The sequence below is a fragment of the Capnocytophaga sp. oral taxon 332 str. F0381 genome (assembly GCF_000318275.2).
Lineage (GTDB): Bacteria > Bacteroidota > Bacteroidia > Flavobacteriales > Flavobacteriaceae > Capnocytophaga > Capnocytophaga bilenii.
Genome location: NZ_KB291320.1, coordinates 51435 through 70601, shown reverse-complemented (window position 1 = coordinate 70601; position 19167 = coordinate 51435). Strand labels below are relative to the sequence as shown.

Sequence of the window (19167 nt, the reverse complement as noted above, 5' to 3'; positions counted from 1 at the left end):
CCGTAGACTTTTTGCGCAGCATTCTTTTTAAGAGTTAGTAGTTATTTAAAGATATGCTTTTTATCCTTGTATGTTAAAATAAGATAGTGTTAGAGTATTTAAAGATATAATCTAACGACTAAAGATTTAAGGTGGTTATAGTCAAAGGTCTCACCTCTTACCATTCCGAACAGAGCAGTTAAACCTTTTAGCGCAGATGGTACTACGGTTACGTGGGAGAGTATGTCGCCGCCTTCTTATAAAAGAGCAATTCAGTAATGAGTTGCTCTTTTTTTGTTTGCTGAATGGTGATTAGGTGTTAGACATTAGATTTGGATAGTGATATGGTATGTAAAGAAAAAGGCACGAACCTGTAGCTCGTGCCAATGAGGATTAAGGAATACTTTACAAAAGAGAATAAAAGTTATTCTTGTTTATCGGTATTTTCATTCTTTTCTTCAGCAAGTTTAGCTTTTATTTTGCTTTCTATTTTTTCCTTGAGTTCCTTGCTAATACCTTTTTGTTTGCGCTCTTCTTCAAACTTTAGAAGTCGTTCTTTATGTTTTTCAAAACCTTCAATGAAAACACTTTCGTCAAGGGGTTCTGTTGCTTTTTGCACTGCATTGGTAAGACTTTCTAAGACAGCATTTTTTATCTCACGTCCTGAAAAACCATCAGAAATTTCAGCTAATTTTTTGCATAGCTCTTCTTTATTAACCTCTGCACTAAAAGGTACTTTTGAGGGGATTGTAATATTAATAATCGCTTCTCGATTTTCTAGAGTAGGTAAATCGAAGTGGATGTGTTTGAGAATACGCGATTCAAAAGCTTTGTCATAATTGTCGGCTAAATTAGTAGCAAAGATAACAACCCCTTCAAAATTTTCTAAGAGAATAAGCATTTGGCTTCTGAGAGAGTTGATAGCTTGATCGGAGCTGTTGGATACGTTTTGGATACGTTTTCCTAAGAAAGAATCGGCTTCATCAAAAAATAGAACTGCATCGGCTTCTTTGGCAGCATTGAATGCCTTGAACAAGTTTTTAGGAGCGTCGCCCACATATTTAGACTCTACTTCAGCAAATCCCCAGTCCTCATAAATACGTTTTTGGTTTTCTATAAGAGTTAGAGACAGCAAGATGTCTTCTTTTACCTGAGGAGGTAAGATAACTCTTTCTAAACTAAATTTAGGAAATTGAGGAATAAATACCATTTCTTCTTGCGAAGTATTATTACTATTTTGTGCCTCCATACTTTCTTTACTTTTAAAACAGAATAAAGCTAACGCTTTTGTTTGGAATAGACAATAAAAAAAGCGTGCACTAATACTACTTTTGTTACTCTAAGGCACTGGAATACCATTACAACGCAAAAATAGATATAGCTCACGCCTTATAAGGGCGAGTATCCACTTTTTATCCTGCGTTGTTTTTTAAAAATTTCCAGTTTTTTAGAGTAACAGAATAAAAGCTAACGCTTTAATATGTCTTAATTTTGGTGCATAGTTACAATATTTTTTTATATCTCACAAGTTTTTTAACATTTATTTCTTCATAAAATTTTATAAGTCGTTTATTATCAGTGAGAAATAAAAAAATATAACTACACAACCTGAAAATATAAAAATAAAAAAAGGCTCTACTTTATGTAAAGCCTTTTTTTCTTGCTCCCCCTACTGGACTTGAACCAGTGACCCTCTGATTAACAGTCAGATGCTCTAACCAACTGAGCTAAGGAGGAATGTTATGTCTTTCTCAAATGCGGTGCAAAGGTACAACTAATTTTGAAACCTGCAAATTTTTTGGCAGAAAAATATTAATTTTTTTTATCTTTATTTTCTATATGTTTAAAAATCAATGAAATAAAAAATAAAAAAGACTTCGCTAAAAGTAACAATTTTCGGCGAAGTCTCTATTTTTTAGCAACAATTAGCTACTATTTATTATTTACAAAGTAGTGATAAAACCACGGAATAGTTTCAATACCTTTCAAAAAGTTGAAAATACCGTAATGTTCATTAGGCGAGTGTATCGCATCACTATCCAAGCCAAAGCCCAAAAGAATAGATTTGCTACCCAATTCTTCTTCAAAAAGCGCTACAATAGGAATACTACCCCCAGAACGCACAGGAATAGGCTCTTTGCCAAAACTCTCTTTGCAAGCCATTACAGCAGCGCGATAAGCAGGCGTATCAGTAGGCGTTACATATCCTTGACCACCGTGATGAGGCGTAACTTTCACACGTACCCCCTCTGGAGCAATGCTCTCAAAGTGCTTGGTGAAAAGTTCTGTAATTTCGTGATTATCTTGGTTAGGCACCAAACGCATCGAAATTTTAGCATATGCCTTGCTTGGGATAACTGTTTTAGCACCTTGCCCTGTATAACCACCCCAAATACCATTCACATCAAGAGTGGGGCGTATTGAAGCACGCTCAGTAGTACTATACCCCGCTTCGCCATATACAGCATCAATATCTAATGCCTTTTTATAAGCCTCCAACGAGAAAGGAGCTTTAGCCATTTCATCTCGTTCGGCCTGCGAAAGCTCTTCTACCTTATCGTAAAAATGAGGAATAGTAATGCGATTATTCTCATCGTGCAACGAAGCTATCATTTTAGTAAGCACATTGATAGGATTAGCAACCGCACCACCATACAAGCCCGAGTGCAAGTCGCGGTTGGCACTGGTAACCTCTACCTCCACATAACTAAGTCCACGTAAGCCTGTTGTGATAGAAGGTGTATCATTAGCAAGCATACCTGTATCGGAAATAAGAATAATATCATTCTTAAGCTTCTCGTGGTTGCGTTTCACAAACCAACTTAGGCTTTCAGAACCCACTTCCTCTTCACCTTCAATCATAAACTTCACATTACAAGGTAGCACATTGTTTTTCACCATATATTCAAGCGCCTTTACGTGCATAAACATCTGCCCTTTGTCATCACAAGCTCCACGCGCAAAAATAGCCCCTTCGGGGTGAATATCTGTTTTTTTAATCACAGGGTCAAAAGGGTCAGACGTCCAAAGTTCAATAGGGTCAGCAGGTTGCACATCATAGTGTCCGTACACCAATACTGTAGGTAAGGCAGGGTCTATTGTTTTTTCGCCATATACGATAGGGTAGCCTGGTGTTTCGCATATTTCCACCTTGTCGCAGCCTGCCTTTTCTAAGGCGTTTTTTACAGCTTCAGCTGTATTCAGCACATCTTGCGAATAAGCACTATCAGCACTGATTGAAGGCATTTTAAGTAGCTCAATCAATTCCGCAATAAAGCGATCTTTGTTCTCGTTGATATAATTTTTTACTGTATGCATATAATTTATAATTAACATTTTATAATTTTCTCTTCTCAATGGCTTGTATAAGCCTACTTATATACAAAGGTTTTTTTGCCCTTTTTAGTCCTAATAATTTGAGCAGCCAAAAATAAGAAAACTCTCCTTCGTTATAAAAATAGACCTCAAAAGGAAAAGCTCTCATATCCACCTGAAATTTTTCAGCAAATTCCAGCAAGAAATCGACAGCATCATCACCTTCTATTTTCAAGTCGTTATTAATAGCCGTATTCCAAAGCAATTCCTTTTCATTCCCCGTATATTTAGCTATCAATATTTTAAGCTCCTCATAATAAGTCATATTCTGTACGATTACGCTATACACTTTGGCAAAGCAGCGTTGGTTGTTATTTTTTACGTTGAATTACGAAACCCTCATACTCCTTATTAGGGATAAATATTTCCAATTCTTCTGTCTCCAACATTCCATAAATATCAAAATTTTCTTGAGCCTCTTCTAAGTATTTAAAAATACTCCTTCTGTACAATCTTGTTCGTGCAGGAGTACTCCCTGTTGCAAAAATATAAGCATCAGGATATTTGTTAGTAAACATAAAAACAGTTAGCACTACCGTAGCCAATACCATTTCAGTATCTCCGTTATCCGATACACTTTTATCATCTAAAAGTCCTGTTTCAAGGTTTTTATCCCCAAAAGCTAAATTAAATACCCCTTGTGCTATTTCTTGATAGACGACTAATTTTGCTATACTACCATTTTTCCCTTCACTTATAAACTCAAAACTATTTGACTCTTCATTCATTAAATTTACATCATAAGTTGGTATTTTCATTTTCAGTATGGTTGTTTATGGTTTTTAAACTCTTACCCTTGTATTGCAGGTTTTTTATCAAAAAATCCCTCAGGAAATTTTATTCTACCCCAAATTTCTTTAGCTTTCTCCAATTTCTTTACAAGCAAAGGATCTTTGCTATAATCTCTGTCAGATTTATCAATTGTAATAGTTACTTTTGAACCAAACTTTTCAGAAAGTTCTTTTTCCATTTTTGTTTTTTCTTCTTCTGTCATATCTCATATTTTTAACGTTGAATTACAAAGTAAAAGCTCCTCATAATAAGTCATATTTGGCACAATTACGCTACACATTTTGGCAAAGCATCGTTGGCTGTCGTCTTATGAAAAAAATTAGTGATTTTGTGTTTGAAAAAAAGTTCTAAAAAATAGGAACTTTCTGCAAAGATACAATAAATAAATGAATTATCCATTCTTTAAGTATAGGAAAAAAAGAATTTAAAAAAAATACTGTATCTTTGCGGTCTCAATAACTATTTTTGTAAATGACTTATTTCCTTCCTTTTTTGGCTGTCTTGCTGGGCTTTGCAGTTGTCTCCCTCTTCAAACTCTCTTCCCAGTGGTATATAAAATTATTGCTATCATTTAGTGGTGCTTTCTTGCTTGCACTTACTGTTTTTGTGCTGATTCCTGAAGTGTATCACCACGAAGAACACACTCACAATTTTAAACATATAGGCTTATTCATCATCATTGGTGTACTGCTGCAAATTGTATTAGAATTCTTTTCTCACGGGGCTGAACACGGTCATTCGCAACATACAGTAGCACATCAGCATACAGTCTTTCCGCTTTCACTCTTTATTAGCCTCAGTATCCACTCTATTCTGGAAGGTTTTCCTCTTTCGCACGCACACAATCAGAACTTAGTCTATGGTATTTTTATGCACAAACTGCCCGTAGCTATTGTTCTAACCACTTTTTTTATCAATTCAGGTGTTGGTAAGTGGAAAACAGCCTTCTTTTTACTATTTTTTGCACTAATGACACCGCTGGGAACGTTTCTGAGTGCGAATGTACCTCAGTTAGGAGCCTATCATACTGAACTTTCGGGGGTAGTCATTGGTATTTTCTTGCATATTTCTACAGTGATACTCTTTGAAAATGCTGAAGGACATCGCTTTAATTTATTAAAGTTTTTAACCGTTTGTATAGGTTTTGCAGTGGGGTATCTCAGTTAGAGAACCCCTACAACACCAAAATCTCATCTATAAACAACCACGCATCACCCCCTTTGGGCGGTGTTTTTACATTCTTTAGCTTAACCCTTACATAACGACTCTCTTTAGCGGCAAATTTTAGCACAAAATCCTTTAGTGAAGCTTTTCCTCTGATTTCACAAGGAACCTCCTTTGCAGCTACCTCTTCATAACGCTTGCTGTCTGCCGATATTTCTACCACTATTTTTACAGGAAAGTAAATCCCCGATGATTGAGCGTCCATTGCACCTACACGCACCTCACTCACTGTTGTTGCAGCCCCTAAATCAATAGTCATTTCAACATCATCACCCAGCCAACCTAACCATTGCCCATCGTGGAAATCCTTCGTGCCACGCACTATATTGGTAAGCGTTCCAGCTCCTTGCCCCCCATATTTTTTATGATAAGGTACCTTATAATGCACTTCCTTGTTCATAGCTTTATGAAATGTAATCTCCCCTGTAGTAATTGTAGTTGAAAAATTTCCCTGCATTACTGCTGCATTATAAGTAGTTGTTCCTTCAATGGCAATAGGCGCTGTATAACGCTGCCCTTTATTTATAGGCACACCGCCAAGTGCATACCTTATTTCGGCAGTAGGCACTTCGCAATCTAAGCGCAAATATACCTTTCCATCTTTATTTTCTACCGTAGGTACTACTTGGTACATCGAGCGCGAATAGTTGATGCCCATTGCATCCATTCGAGGCATAAAACGCTCTACACGCCCCATAAAATCTTCCCAATTTTTCAACTTACTATCCGTCCAAGCAATTTCGGAAAGCGCCAATAGTCGTGGGAAAATCATATATTCTGAATGCGATGTGGTTTCTACGTGTTCAGCCCACAAATTAGCCTGTACTCCTAATACTCCTGCTTGTTCTTGAGCCGAAAGCTTATCTTTCTCTAAGTTATAATGATACAACTGCTTCAGCGGCAAATAGCCCCCATTTGCCAGCGGCTCATAATCGGGTAATCCCTGATAATGATTGATATAACAATCACTCGTCAGTACCAGCTTATTACCTTGTGCCAACGCTTGTTTGCCAACCTCTATGCCACGCCAATTCATCACCACGGCATCCTTAGCCAATCCTTTTTCTACAATCTCGTCCCATCCCACCAAAGTTCTACCTTTAGAAACCAAAAAATCATTCACTCTATTGATAAAATAACGCTGCAACTGATGTATATCTTTCAGATGATATTCTTTCATCCGCTGCTGGCACTTAGGGCAATGCTCCCATTCTGTGTGAGTAGCCTCATCACCCCCGATATGAATGTATTTGCTTGGGAAAAGCTCCATCACTTCTGTAAGAACCCCTTCAATAAACTCAAAAGTCTCCTCCTGACCTGCACAATAAATATCTGTAATAGGCCATACAGCCCCTGAAGGCACCCCAATAGGGCGTTTGTGACACGAAAGTTCGGGGTAAGCTGCAATAGCACTCATCACGTGTGCAGGCATCTCTATTTCGGGCACAATTGTAATTCCTCTTGATGAAGCGTATTTTACCATCTCCTCAATATCCTCCTGAGAGTAATACCCGCCGTATTTTTTAGCGCCCTTAGCTATCGCATCAGCATCGTTGGGCACACGTTCGTCCCATAATTTATCCTCTTGGTCTACGCGCCACGCCCCTACTTCCGTTAGTTTTGGGTATTTCTTGATTTCAATACGCCAGCCTTCATTATCTACCAAGTGCAAGTGTAGCACATTGAGTTTCAGCAGTGCCATACGATCTAATGTTTTAAGGATATATTCCTTGGGGAAAAAATGCCGAGCCACATCCAGCATCAGTCCACGCCATTGGTGAGCAGGAGCGTCCTCAATGGTTACGGCAGGAATCACCCACTCGCGCCCCCTAATCTTGTGTTCCACTTCAGGCGGAAACAACTGTCGCAAGGTTTGCAACCCATTCCGAATTCCCTCAACATCACTCGCCTTGATGAGCACTTTATCTCTATCCGAAGAAAGTATGTAGCCTCCTGCAGGTAGCGTTTTGTCCAATGACAATTCCATATAATTACGCTTTGCTCTTTCTTTTTTAGGACGAGCAGACATCAGCTGCAATTCTTCGGCAAGGAGATACAACGGCAACAAAAACGCGGTTGTGTCACGCACGACAAACCTTGTTTCATCGTTAAATACAAAGTAACCCTCACCCATTTTCACCGAAAGAGGTTTGGGGATAATGGTAAGGTCTTTTTCGGTAAAAGTCGCCTCTTTTTTAGGCGATTGGCAAGCTGCTACTCCCAGCAACAGCAAGCCCATCAATAATATGTTTTTCATCATTTATAGTATTTAGCCACAAAGATATAAAATAATGTTTAAATTCTGAATTTTGAATTCTGAATTTTGAATTGTGAGCCGCACTTTGGTAAGGTTTTTTACTTATCGTTCGCTCATCCTTCGCTGAACCTTCGCTGAACCTTCGCTGAACCTTCGTCACATACTCGGCTGTGCCAGCTCGCCGACTTTCCTTCGCTGAACCTTCGCTGGGGGAATTATGAATTATGAATTCAAAAAAATATCTTCTAACGTTATTTTAAAAATATTTTTTGTTTTTTTTAAGTTGAGTTTAAAATTTTGTTGTATATTTGTAGCCTGATTAACCATTATGTTTTTTACGAAAAAAATGAAAAAATTACTTACTATTGTAGCACTAAGCGTTGCTTGTAGCTTGCAAGCACAAAAGCAACCTGTGGATTATATCAATCCGATGATTGGTACGTCTAACTTTGGGGCTACGCACCCTGGTGCTGTTGTGCCTCGCGGGATGCTGAGTATTTCGCCTTTTAACGTTGCCTTTGATACTACGGGTGAAAAAAATCTGTTGGAAAAAGACAGCCGATGGCTCTCTAATCCTTATGTAAATGAAAATAACTTTTTTACTGGCTTTACACACGCTAACCTAAGCGGTGTGGGTTGCCCCGATTTAGGCGTAATTATCAGTATGCCTACCACGGGGGCTCTTGAAGTAAATCATTTAAAATACGGCTCTACCTATAAAAATGAGGTAGCCAAAGCAGGATACTACAGCAACGAACTTACAAAATATGGTATAAAAACAGAAGCTACTGCTGCTACCCGCTCAGGAATTACACGTTATCACTTCCCCAAAGGTGAAGCCAACTTGCTCATCAACTTAGGCTTGGGGCTTACCAATGAAAAAGGTGCTATGCTCAAATTCGTCTCTCCTACTGAAGTAGAAGGGATGCGTATGGTAGGCTCATTTTGCTACAATAGTCCGGAATCTGCCTATCCTGTTTATTTTGTGGCAAAAGTTAATAAAGCAGCTCCTTCTTATGGCATATGGCAACAACCAGAAATGCACAAAGGAGTAGAAGCCCAATGGATGTGGTACAATGGGCAAGTACGCCTGAAAGAACAGTTTGCACGCGAGGTAGTAGGCGATAGTATAGGGGCTTACTTCCGTTATCAATTTGATAAAGAAGAGACTGTGGAACTAAAAGTAGGAATTTCATATGTGAGTATTGCTAATGCCCGCGAAAACTTATATCGTGAGATTGGCGACAAGAGCTTTGATGAGGTATATGCTACAGCACGCATCAACTGGAACGATGCTTTGCACGCACGTGTAGAAGGAGGTACTGAAGACCAAAAAACTATCTTCTATACAGGATTGTATCACGCCTTGTTGCACCCCAACTTGCTAAACGATGTAAATGGTGATTTCCCTGAAAATAGCACGAATAAAATTGGGAAAAACAAAGAGCGTTACACCGTGTTCTCATTATGGGATACTTACAGAAATTACCACCCCTTGATGACCTTGCTATATCCCGACCAACAGCTGCAAATGGTGCGCACGATGCTTGATATTTATAAAGAAAGCGGCTGGCTGCCTAAATGGGAACTCAACTCTACCGAAACCTTTACAATGGTGGGCGACCCTGCAAGTATTGTGATTGCCGATACTTACTTGCGTGGGCTTACTGATTTTGACATCCATACAGCCTACGAAGCGATGCTAAAAGGTGCTAATACGCTGGAAGACAATCCTATTCGCCCAGGTGTAGAAGAATATTGGAAAAATGGTTATTTGAGTGTAGATGGCGGTATAAGAGGTCCTGTATCTACCACTCAAGAGTATAATATCGCCGACTTTGCAATTGGGCAATTGGCTAAAAAATTAGGCAAAAAGGCTGATTACGAGCGTTTCAACAAACAGGCTTATACTTATAGAAAACTATTTGATAAAGAAACACACCTATTGCGTCCTCGTTATGCAAATGGTACTTGGTATGCGCCTTTTAACCCTGAAAGTGGTGCTAATTTTGAAGAAAATGTAGGCTATATAGAAGGAAATGCTTGGCAATACGTGTATATGGCAACACACGATGTAAAAGGTATGATACAGCTAATGGGCGGTGAAAAGCCTTTTGAAGCACAATTAGACCGCATTTTTGATACCAAACAATACGATATGGCAAACGAACCTGATATTGCTTATCCTTATTTGTACAATTACTTGAAAGGTAAAGAATGGAAAACCCAACAAAAGGTAGATGAACTTATTAAAGAATATTTCCAAAACAAACCAGCGGGCTTGCCAGGTAATGACGATACAGGCGTAATGTCGGCTTGGTTGGTGTACGGAATGATGGGATTATACCCAGTGAGCCCTGCTGAGCCTCTTTATACACTCACTTCGCCAAAGTTCAACAAAATTACCTTGCGATTAGATGAAAACTATTACCCTAATGGCGAATTGGTAATAGAAAGTAATGCTTCTGACAAGAATATTTACATTCAGCAAATATACGTAGATGACAAGCCTTTGAAAGGGTATTTCATTAGTCAAGATGATTTGCGTGCTGCAAAGAAGATACGTTTTGAGCTTAGAGAAAGCCCTCTTAAATAATAATCCAATTATTTGGTAGTTGTAATTTATTTTGTACCTTTGCATAAGAATTGGAATTATTGAATGGTAATTTGAGCCATCTAAAATTATAAAAACAATGGAAATTCAAGGACGTATTTTAAAGATAGGACCCGTACAAACAGTGGGGGCTAATGGTACTTTTCAGAAACGTGAATTGGTACTTGTTACTGAAGAACAATACCCACAATATTTGCCAATAGACTTTGTGCAGGAAAAGTGTAGCCTTTTGGATAATTTTCAGCCCAACCAAGTGGTAAAGGTTAGCATTAACTTGCGCGGGCGCGAATGGACAAATCCGGCGGGAGAAGTGAAATATTTTGTAAGTATACAAGCTTGGCGTATAGAAAGTGCTGATATGCAACAAGGTTATGGACAGCCACAAGGCGGGTATCCGCAACAAGGCTACGCTCCACAAGGGTATGCGCAACCGCAAGGCTATGCTCCACAAGGGTATGGACAACCGCAAGGCTATGCTCCACAGGGTTATGGACAGCCACAAGGCGGCTATCCGCAACAAGCTTTTGGGCAACCGCAACAAAGCTTTGGGCAACCGCAACAAGCCTTTGGACAACCCCAGCAAAGTGCTCCAGCAATGCAACAAGTGCCACCAGTAGCACCACCGTCATCGTCTGTAGATGATGACGCTGATGATTTACCATTTTAGTAGATTATTTTGTACTTTTGCCACCGATTAAATATTGGTACAATTGAAGAATACATTAAAAACATACCTTATAAAAGTTTTATTTGCTGTTGCTCCATTGGTATCGTGGCTAATGGAGAGTGTAGTTACTTTGTGTATGTGGTTATACAAAATGCTTTGCTATGCAGCTAAAGGGGTATGGGTATTGGTAGTAATGACGATACTCGCAATACCACTACTTGTGTATTCATTACGAGGCAGAAGCAGAAAGTTTTATATAAGATGCTTTCTTATCCCTACAACTATAGGGGTGGGAAGCATCTTTTTATTGATATTGCTTATTTATTTAGGGGTATTTGGTACGTTGCCTACAAAACAAGATTTGAAGGACTTACGACAAGCCGAAGCGAGTCTTATCTACGACTGCAACGAAGAGTTTATAGGTAAGTTCTATATCTTCGACCGCACGAAAATTGAATATAAAGACTTTCCCCCATACCTCATCAATGCCCTAATAGCTACCGAAGATGAGCGTTTTTACGAGCATAGTGGGGTAGATATTAAAAGCTTGTTTAGAGTATTCTTCAAAACGCTCTTGCTGCAAGATGACTCTTCGGGTGGAGGTAGTACCTTGACGATGCAATTGGCTAAAAATCTTTTTGGCAGGGAACAACGTTACGGCAAACTCACAATGCCTGTGCATAAACTCAAAGAAATGATTATTGCGCGGCGCATAGAAAAAGTATATTCTAAAGAAGAAATCATTGCTTTATATCTCAATACGGTGCCTTTCAGCGATAATACCTATGGTATAGAGAGTGCTTCGTGGCGTTTTTTCAGTAAGCCCGCCCGCGAGCTGACACTCAATGAGGCTGCTACCCTTATTGGCACCCTAAAAGCAAATTACAATTACAACCCTCGTACAGCTACCAAGCGCAGCCAAGATAGGCGCAATACCGTTTTGGCAAAGATGAAAAAAAATGGGATGCTATCGGAGAGCGATTACAATTTGAATAGCAAAGATAGCCTAAAAATTCACTACAACCCTATTGCAAGTAATGGAATTGCTCTTTACCTACGAGAGCAAATCAGATTGCAATTGCCTGAACTGCTTAAAGATATTAAAAAAGAAGACGGTACACCTTATAATATCTACAGAGATGGCTTGCGCATTTATACTACCATTGATAAAACAATGCAAGAATACGCCGAAATAGCTGTTAGAAAACATTTAGAACGATTGCAAAAAGAATTTGAACAGGCTTATGGCAAGAAGGCTCCTTGGAACTTAGATAATGCGTGGCTTAAGCAAGAAGCTAAGCGGTTGCCTATATATAAACAGCTTAAAGAGCAGGGCAAAACAGATGAACAAATATGGGAACTGCTAAGTGAAAAGAAAGAAATGGACTTATCGTTCTATGAAGAGGATAAAAACCAATTGCATAGCACTTTAGATAGCCTATCGTTCTTCTCGCGCTTGCTCAATACAGGTTTTGTAACTGTTGACCCACAATCGGGAGGAGTAAAAAGCTATGTAGGAGGGATTGACTTCGAGCACTTTAAATACGACCATATCCTACAGAGCAAGCGGCAAGTAGGTTCCATTTTCAAGCCTATAGTATACGCTACTGCCTTAGAGGGAGGAATGCCCGTATGCACTCACTTTTCACCACGCGCCCTCACCTACGCTGATTACAAATATTGGTCTCCTAAAAATGCTTCAATAACAGATGATGACCCCTATACATATTACTCCGTAGGAAAAGCGTTGCGCGAATCGCTAAATACTATTGCTGTGCAGGCATTGTTTTACGCTGGCTTGGATAACGTAATTGCTAAATCTAAAGCTATGGGTATTACTACCTCTTTGCCTAAAGTACCTTCAATAGCTTTGGGTTCGGCAGAACTTCCTGTGATAGAAATGGCGAAAGCTTTTACTACTTTTGCCAATAACGGAGTGCCTTCACATCCTTACTTTATACAAAAAATAGTAAATAAAAAAGGAGTTGTAATATGGGAGTATCACCCTAAAAAAGAAGAAGCTGCCTTACAAGAAGCTACAGCACAAAAGATGATAGAACTAATGCGTGCTACTGTTAATGCAGGTACAGCTGCCCGTATGCGTAGCCAATATGGGCTTACCAACGACCTCGCAGGGAAAACAGGTACTACTCAGGACAATAAAGACGGCTGGTTTGCAGGGTTATTGCCCAACCTTGTAATGATTAGCTGGGTGGGGAATGACAAGCAAATAGGCTTCAGAAGTACCCGTATTGGGCAAGGAGCTAATTCAGCTTTGCCTATAGCAGCCCTATTTGTGCAACAACTAAACCGCAATAAGAAATTCAGCAAGCTCACGAGGGCAACCTTCATTGTCCCCGATGAGATAAAAGAAGAAATTATAGCTTGTGATGCCGAAGTGCACGAAGGCTTTTTTGACCGTCTGCTGAGTTCCCCTCCTAAAGATACCATAAGAGCTGGCGAATTGCATTACCGCATCTACGAACGCAGCGATAAACTGCACGATATAGACGATGAAGAAGAAATTTCAATAGAAGACCTCAACGCACCTAATAAACCTAATAAAGACAAAGAAGAAGAGCAACAACCTAAGAAGAAAGGTTTCTTCAATCGGATTTTTGGTAATTAATCAACGGTATAGTTCTTGTAATTGCGCCACTTTTCAATACACAGCTGCATATCTTCAGGCAGCACACTGTCAAATCGCATATATTGATGAGTAATAGGATGTTCAAACCCTAAGGTTTTGGCGTGCAACGCTTGGCGCGGAAGTACCGCAAAACAATTCTCTACAAACTGTTTATACTTCGCAAAAGTAGTCCCTTTTAGCACTTTGTCACCACCATAACGCTCATCGTTGAACAGCGTATGACCAATATGCTTCATATGCACGCGTATTTGGTGCGTACGCCCCGTCTCCAAACGGCACGATACCAAAGTAACATACCCAAAACGCTCCAATACCTTGTAATGCGTAACAGCTTCTTTGCCGTGCGAGCCATCTTCAAAAACAGCCATTTGCAGCCTATCTTTCAAGTGCCTACCTATATGTCCGCGCACCGTTCCTTCATCTTCGGCTATATTGCCCCATACCAAGGCAATATATTCACGTTCGGTAGTTTTATTGAAAAACTGTTGTGTGAGGTGTAGCATAGCCTCTTCAGTTTTAGCCACTACCAGCAACCCGCTAGTATCTTTATCAATGCGATGCACCAATCCAGGGCGATTACTACTATTGTTAGGCAAATTTTCAAAATGATATACCAGCGCATTGATAAGCGTTCCGCTATAGTTTCCGTGCCCCGGGTGTACAACCATACCCGCAGGCTTATTCACTACCAGTAGCTGCTCATCTTCATATACGATATCTAAGGCAATATTTTCAGCCACCAACAAATCTTCGTGAGGAGGATGCGCAAAAAGCACCTTTACCTCATCGTTAGCCTTCACGCGGTAGTTAGCTTTTACAGGGCTTCCATTTACAAATATATTCCCCTGTTTGGCAGCCTGTTGTACTTTGTTGCGAGTGGCGTTCTCTACAAAGTTCATCAAAAACTTATCCACTCGCAATGGTTCTTGTCCTTTGCCAGCCTTGAAACAATAATGCTCATAAAGCTCATTACCTACTTCCTCATCGGGTAGTAGTTCATCGTAATCGTCTTGTTCGTATGTCATTATTCGCCTATCAGTTCTTCAATTGGAATTTCATTTGGAATGCTGTCATTCTCTTTATTTTCCAAGCCATTGCCGCAGATAAGGTCTATGCGCGAAGTTTTTACCAATTTTTCCCCTGGTAATACCGGCTTGCCGTTGTGTTGCAGTTCTAGCACCATATCCTTGCCAATATCATCTACATAAGTAATATTGCCAATAGTAAGCCCTACCGATTGCAATGTAGCTTCAGCATTGCGGCGTGTAACCTGTATTACCTTAGGCACCGTTACCTTATGGTAGCCCGTAGGGTTAATATTTAGGTATATTTTTCGGTTCTCTTTTACCCGCTCGTTAGGTTCAGGACTTTGGCTAATTACTGCCAAAGGCGGATATTTAGGGTCGTATTCAGTAGAATCGAGTACCTCATAGCGCAGGTGTTCTTTTTCAAAAAGAAGCTGCACCTCAGTAAGCGTTTTTTTCGTAAGGTCGGGCACTACGATATACTTTCCGTGATCAGTATAATAATCTAAGAGGTGAAGGGTAGCCCACACCAGCAGGGCAAAGGCTACTACGGCTAATAGCAGCTGCCCTAAGAGTTTTTGGAATATCTTTTTCAACATCTATTTTCTTAATTTTCTACTTTATCTTTTTCAAAAGGTGCAAAGGCAAGAGTTTGCGAAAGCGATAAGCAAGTACTAAACATTACAGCACCCCAAAATCCAAATACTTGAAAGCCCTCTACCAATTGTGCCGCCAATAGCACAATAATAGCATTGATAACCAACAAGAAAAGACCCAATGTCATAAACGTAATAGGCAATGATATCAGCGTAAGTATGGGGCGTACCACTATATTTAGCACCGATAACACCAAAGCCACCCATAATGCCGATTCGTAATTCTGTATCTCAGCGCCAACACGTAGGCTACCCAACAAAAATACTATCGTAGCCGTAACAAATAATCCTATAATGTATCGCATAAAAAATGAATAGTTTTATCGTAAAATTCAGTAGGGTTTTGAGCGTGAAGCCAGTGTCCAGCTTTGCTCACCTGCTCAATTACAGCGTTAGGAAAGTGAGTGTATATCAATGCTTCATCTTCGGGCATCACATATTCAGAAAATTCACCTTTTAGGAAAAGCGTTTTGCCGTCATACACATTGCCAGCAGGCAGCTCAGCCCCTATTTCACTTTCGTTATTGATAAGAGACGACAAGTTTAAGCGCAAGCCCAAGCGCTCCTTGCTTTCCCAATAAAGATTTTTAAGCAAAAACTGACGTACCCCCCAGTCGCTCACATACCGCTCCAACTGCTTTTCAGCCTCCGAACGCGAGTGCAGCGTGTCAAAATTAAGTGAAGCCAAGCCCTGCAAAAACTGCTCGTGATGTGGCGGGAAAAACTTAGGCGACATATCAGCAACAATGAGCGAAAGCACTTTATCAGGGTGCTCGGTAGCAAAAAGCATCGCCGTTTTGCCACCCATAGAGTGCCCCATTAGGTGAAAAGCCTTCAAGTGATGCCCTTCGGCATATTCCAGCAAGTCAGCTACCATCAGTGGGTAGCTAAAATCATCGCTATGGAAGCTACGCCCGTGGTTGCGCTGGTCTACTAAATGCACCTGAAAACCCGCTGCGGCATACTGCAAACCCAGCGTACGCCAATTGTCGGACATCCCTAAAAATCCGTGTAATATAATAAATGGCGTCCCTTCGCCTATAATTTGTGAGTGAAGCATATTTTTAGTTTTTAGTCGTTAGTCGTTAGCTTTTAGTGGTTTTTAGTCGCCAGTTATTAGATTATGAGTCGCACAGCCAATTCATAATTCATAATTCAAAATTCAAAATTACTCCGTGTTGTTCTCACAATCTCTAACGCACTTACCTTCTTTGTTGATAACAAAACTTTTATCGCCTATATACACCCGTGTTTCGGTGCGATTGTAAATAAAAGGCTCTATTTTATCGTATTTCACAGGCAGTAGCTCCTTGCCTTCGTAGCTATACAGCCCCCATTTGCCATTGCGGTGGTTCACTTGTATAGTGCCACTATTCCATTGGTCATCGTCTATATACGTATATTCGTCTTCAGGCACAATTATAGCCCCCTTATTGTTCACAACCGAAAAGCTCCTATTGCGGAAAGTTTCTATAAGATTCGCTTTATCTTTCAGAAAATTAAGCATATCGTAGAAAGGTGGCAATATCGTTCTGCCGTCAAGGGTAAAAATACCTCTTTTACCATCAATACTTACAAAAACAAGTCCATTTTCTATATGCACTTCGTCATATATTACAGGAATTATCACCTTGCCACTTTTGCTGATAAGCCCCATACGACTATTGTTGCCCACCTGAGTAAGTCCGTGCTGGGTTTTGCCTATAAACTCATAATACACCTCCCAGCCTTTTTTGTTGGTTTTATAAAGATTTTTCAGCTCTTCGGCGCCATATACACATTCGTTGTTTTTGTTGATAGTGATAGCCGTACCATACATATACACCATCGCCTCGCCATTCTCTTCAAAAGGCGTAGCCATAGAGTACTGAAACGGAATAACCACCTTACCCAGCGTGTTGATATAGCCCCATTTGTCGTCTTTTTTCACCGCAGCCAGTCCGTTGTAAAAGTCGTCAGCTTGGTCGTATTCCAAGCCGATAACCTCGCGCCCGTCTTTATCAACAAAGCCATATTTGCGATTTTTCATCACCCGCGAAAGACCGTCCATAAAGCGATGCGCTTCGTGGTATTCAAAGAGCGTATGCAGTTCGCCATCCCTGCCTACGAAGCCCCATTTGTAATCTACGCACACAGGGGCAGCATTGCCGTAAAAAGGATAAGCATAATGAAAGCGGTAAGGAATCACCAGTTTGCCTTTGGTATCTATAAAGCCATAACCTTTGTCGTAGAAGCCCGCAATAGCCAGTCCGTGGCTAAAATAATCAACCGCATCGTATTTTAGGGGGATTACGAGTTTTCCTTTTTCGTTTACGTAGCCCCATTTGCCGTCATTCATTACGGCGCATAAGCCCTCGTTAAATCCAAAAGGACTTACCTGTTCATATTGTTGTTCCCAATCTTTTTTTTGAGCCAGCATTGTTGTTACCAACAAACAGCACAAAACGGATAAGAAATTTTTCATTGTGGAATATTTTTCGGCAAAGATACGAAATAATTATTAAAGCTTAACGATTAAAGGTTAAAAAATAGTTGTTAGTCTTTTCATACCATACTCATATTTGAGTTACTCCACCGAACAATGAGCGAAGGAAAGTCGGCGAGCTGGCGCAGCCGAGTATGTGACGAAGGATGAGCGAAGGAAAGTCGGCGAGCTGGCACAGCCGAGTATGTGACGAACAATAAAAGAACGAAAGTCAGCAAGCTCGCACCTCTTTGGCAAAGATTTTGTGGGACAAAAATGATTAACAATAAAATCCACAAAAATGAAAAAAATCCTGTTCATACCCCTTTTTCTGTTACATTACTTACTCCCAGCACAAGTAGCCGAACTTACCCTGATTGATGCCCTCACAAAACGACCCATTCCCAATGCCGAAGTGTATTATACCACCTCGCTCAACGGCACCATTACCAATGAAGAAGGCAAAGCAAAAATTACGATAGAACCCGATACCCTTACCCTAAGCCATATAGGCTATATGAGCAAAAAAATACTCACAATCAATACTCTGACAAGCACAACCCTCTATCTCAATCCACAAGAAATACAACTTGAAGAAGTGGTGTTATACAACTACGATTTAAAGAAAAAAATAAAGTACGTTTTAGAAAATTATCACAAGCTGTACGACACCAAAGCTAAAATATTGGAATGCACTTATAGAGAAAAAACCACCAAAAACGGCAAACTCATACGCCTTTACCAAAACCAGCTAAATTGGTGGAGCAAAGATTATGTGTTCCGTTTTAAAGAACCTCTAAACAAGTTTATTCAAATAGAATTAAAAAACACCGATTATGCCAAGATTATTGGCAAAGAAGAAGATATATCCAACGAATTGGCATTAGAACAGAAAACCCTGATGATGTACCTGCATTTAAGTCCGTATTTAGTGATTTTGAACAATGCCCAAACCATTGATATTAAAAAAGTAGAAAAAGACAACCAATATACCATCGTAACCTTCGATGCCTATATCGAAAAAGTAGGCTTAAAGGTGTTTGATTCGGTTATTTACTTTGATAATCACAGCGGAGCTATCAAGAAAATCATTTTCAATCAGCCCCTTTCAGAAACAGTTGAAAACGTATCGAGAAAATCAAAAATCCCCTACAAATCAACCACAGAATTTGCTACTTGGGAACTCACATTTACCCCCTATAACAACAAAATGCTGTTCAGTTCATTTGCTGTAAAAGCCAAATTTAACATAGAAATAGAAGGAAAAACATACACCATTATTTCCGAAGAAAACTTCCTGCGTACAGGCACACAAAACAAACACATCAAGAAAGAAAACAGGATAAATATAGAAAATCCTTTTTTTGAATACACCCCACCTCACAAGCAAGGCGAAGCTAAATATATACTCACCACAGAAGAAGAAGAATTTATAAAACAATAAACATATACGATTCAAAAATA

16 protein-coding genes, 1 tRNA gene and 1 rRNA gene are annotated in these 19167 nt (G+C 39.7%); 6 read left to right on the top strand and 12 right to left on the bottom strand.

The genetic code is table 11. The features are described 5' to 3' along the window. The first annotated feature begins 127 nt into the window (after positions 1-127). A 5S ribosomal RNA gene (gene rrf, locus HMPREF9075_RS08365) occupies positions 128-237 on the top strand. 166 nt (positions 238-403) lie between these two features. On the opposite strand, the gene HMPREF9075_RS08360 is transcribed toward rrf, so the two are convergent. The 6 genes from HMPREF9075_RS08360 to HMPREF9075_RS08335 form a co-directional block, all read right to left on the bottom strand. Beyond that, positions 404-1228, bottom strand: coding sequence for an AAA family ATPase (locus HMPREF9075_RS08360; protein ID WP_009416098.1), 825 nt, complete (start codon positions 1226-1228; stop codon positions 404-406). A gap of 414 nt (positions 1229-1642) precedes the next feature. Continuing rightward, positions 1643-1716, bottom strand: a tRNA-Asn gene (locus tag HMPREF9075_RS08355). Positions 1717-1911: 195 nt separating this feature from the next. Further along, the gene (locus HMPREF9075_RS08350; RefSeq protein WP_034557253.1) at positions 1912-3297 is read right to left on the bottom strand and encodes a dipeptidase; all 1386 of its coding nucleotides are present in this window, start codon (positions 3295-3297) and stop codon (positions 1912-1914) included. Positions 3298-3316: 19 nt separating this feature from the next. Further along, a complete protein-coding gene (locus tag HMPREF9075_RS08345) occupies positions 3317-3619 on the bottom strand; it encodes a DUF1493 family protein (RefSeq protein ID WP_009416095.1) in 303 nt (100 codons plus the stop codon). Positions 3620-3665: 46 nt separating this feature from the next. Beyond that, entirely contained in the window at positions 3666-4112 is a 447-nt protein-coding gene (locus HMPREF9075_RS08340) for a hypothetical protein (RefSeq protein ID WP_009416094.1), read from the bottom strand. A gap of 32 nt (positions 4113-4144) precedes the next feature. Next, positions 4145-4348 (bottom strand): hypothetical protein, encoded by a 204-nt coding sequence (locus HMPREF9075_RS08335; protein WP_009416093.1) that lies wholly within the window; start codon positions 4346-4348, stop codon positions 4145-4147. A gap of 269 nt (positions 4349-4617) precedes the next feature. On the opposite strand from HMPREF9075_RS08335, the gene HMPREF9075_RS08330 reads away from it, so the two are divergent. Beyond that, positions 4618-5313, top strand: a complete 696-nt coding sequence (locus HMPREF9075_RS08330) for a ZIP family metal transporter (RefSeq protein WP_009416091.1) — start codon at positions 4618-4620, stop codon at positions 5311-5313. A gap of 7 nt (positions 5314-5320) precedes the next feature. On the opposite strand, the gene HMPREF9075_RS08325 is transcribed toward HMPREF9075_RS08330, so the two are convergent. After that, on the bottom strand, positions 5321-7630 hold the full coding sequence (locus tag HMPREF9075_RS08325; RefSeq protein WP_009416090.1) for a family 20 glycosylhydrolase: 2310 nt from the start codon (positions 7628-7630) through the stop codon (positions 5321-5323). A gap of 325 nt (positions 7631-7955) precedes the next feature. Here HMPREF9075_RS08325 and HMPREF9075_RS08320 point away from each other — a divergent pair, with 325 nt between their 5' ends. From HMPREF9075_RS08320 to HMPREF9075_RS08310, 3 genes are all read left to right on the top strand, one after another. Then, positions 7956-10223 (top strand): GH92 family glycosyl hydrolase, encoded by a 2268-nt coding sequence (locus HMPREF9075_RS08320; RefSeq protein ID WP_009416089.1) that lies wholly within the window; start codon positions 7956-7958, stop codon positions 10221-10223. Between the two features lie 97 nt (positions 10224-10320). Further along, positions 10321-10908 (top strand): DUF3127 domain-containing protein, encoded by a 588-nt coding sequence (locus HMPREF9075_RS08315; RefSeq protein WP_009416088.1) that lies wholly within the window; start codon positions 10321-10323, stop codon positions 10906-10908. Between the two features lie 34 nt (positions 10909-10942). Next, entirely contained in the window at positions 10943-13537 is a 2595-nt protein-coding gene (locus HMPREF9075_RS08310; protein ID WP_009416087.1) for a transglycosylase domain-containing protein, read from the top strand. On the opposite strand, the gene HMPREF9075_RS08305 is transcribed toward HMPREF9075_RS08310, so the two are convergent. From HMPREF9075_RS08305 to HMPREF9075_RS08285, 5 genes are all read right to left on the bottom strand, one after another. Then, the gene (locus HMPREF9075_RS08305) at positions 13534-14583 is read right to left on the bottom strand and encodes an RluA family pseudouridine synthase (RefSeq protein ID WP_009416086.1); all 1050 of its coding nucleotides are present in this window, start codon (positions 14581-14583) and stop codon (positions 13534-13536) included. The genes HMPREF9075_RS08310 and HMPREF9075_RS08305 overlap by 4 nt on opposite strands. Further along, the gene (locus HMPREF9075_RS08300) at positions 14583-15182 is read right to left on the bottom strand and encodes a PASTA domain-containing protein (RefSeq protein WP_009416085.1); all 600 of its coding nucleotides are present in this window, start codon (positions 15180-15182) and stop codon (positions 14583-14585) included. The genes HMPREF9075_RS08305 and HMPREF9075_RS08300 overlap by 1 nt, the downstream gene beginning before the upstream one ends. Before the next feature lie 8 nt (positions 15183-15190). Next, positions 15191-15544, bottom strand: a complete 354-nt coding sequence (locus HMPREF9075_RS08295) for a phage holin family protein (protein ID WP_009416084.1) — start codon at positions 15542-15544, stop codon at positions 15191-15193. Next, positions 15529-16299, bottom strand: coding sequence for an alpha/beta fold hydrolase (locus HMPREF9075_RS08290; RefSeq protein ID WP_009416083.1), 771 nt, complete (start codon positions 16297-16299; stop codon positions 15529-15531). Before HMPREF9075_RS08290 ends, HMPREF9075_RS08295 begins: the two co-directional genes overlap by 16 nt. 108 nt (positions 16300-16407) lie before the next feature. Beyond that, complete coding sequence (locus HMPREF9075_RS08285; protein ID WP_034557236.1) at positions 16408-17703, bottom strand: WG repeat-containing protein; 1296 nt, start codon at positions 17701-17703, stop codon at positions 16408-16410. Positions 17704-18004: 301 nt separating this feature from the next. Here HMPREF9075_RS08285 and HMPREF9075_RS08280 point away from each other — a divergent pair, with 301 nt between their 5' ends. Beyond that, a complete protein-coding gene (locus HMPREF9075_RS08280) occupies positions 18005-19147 on the top strand; it encodes a carboxypeptidase-like regulatory domain-containing protein (protein WP_009416081.1) in 1143 nt (380 codons plus the stop codon). Positions 19148-19167 lie beyond the last annotated feature (20 nt).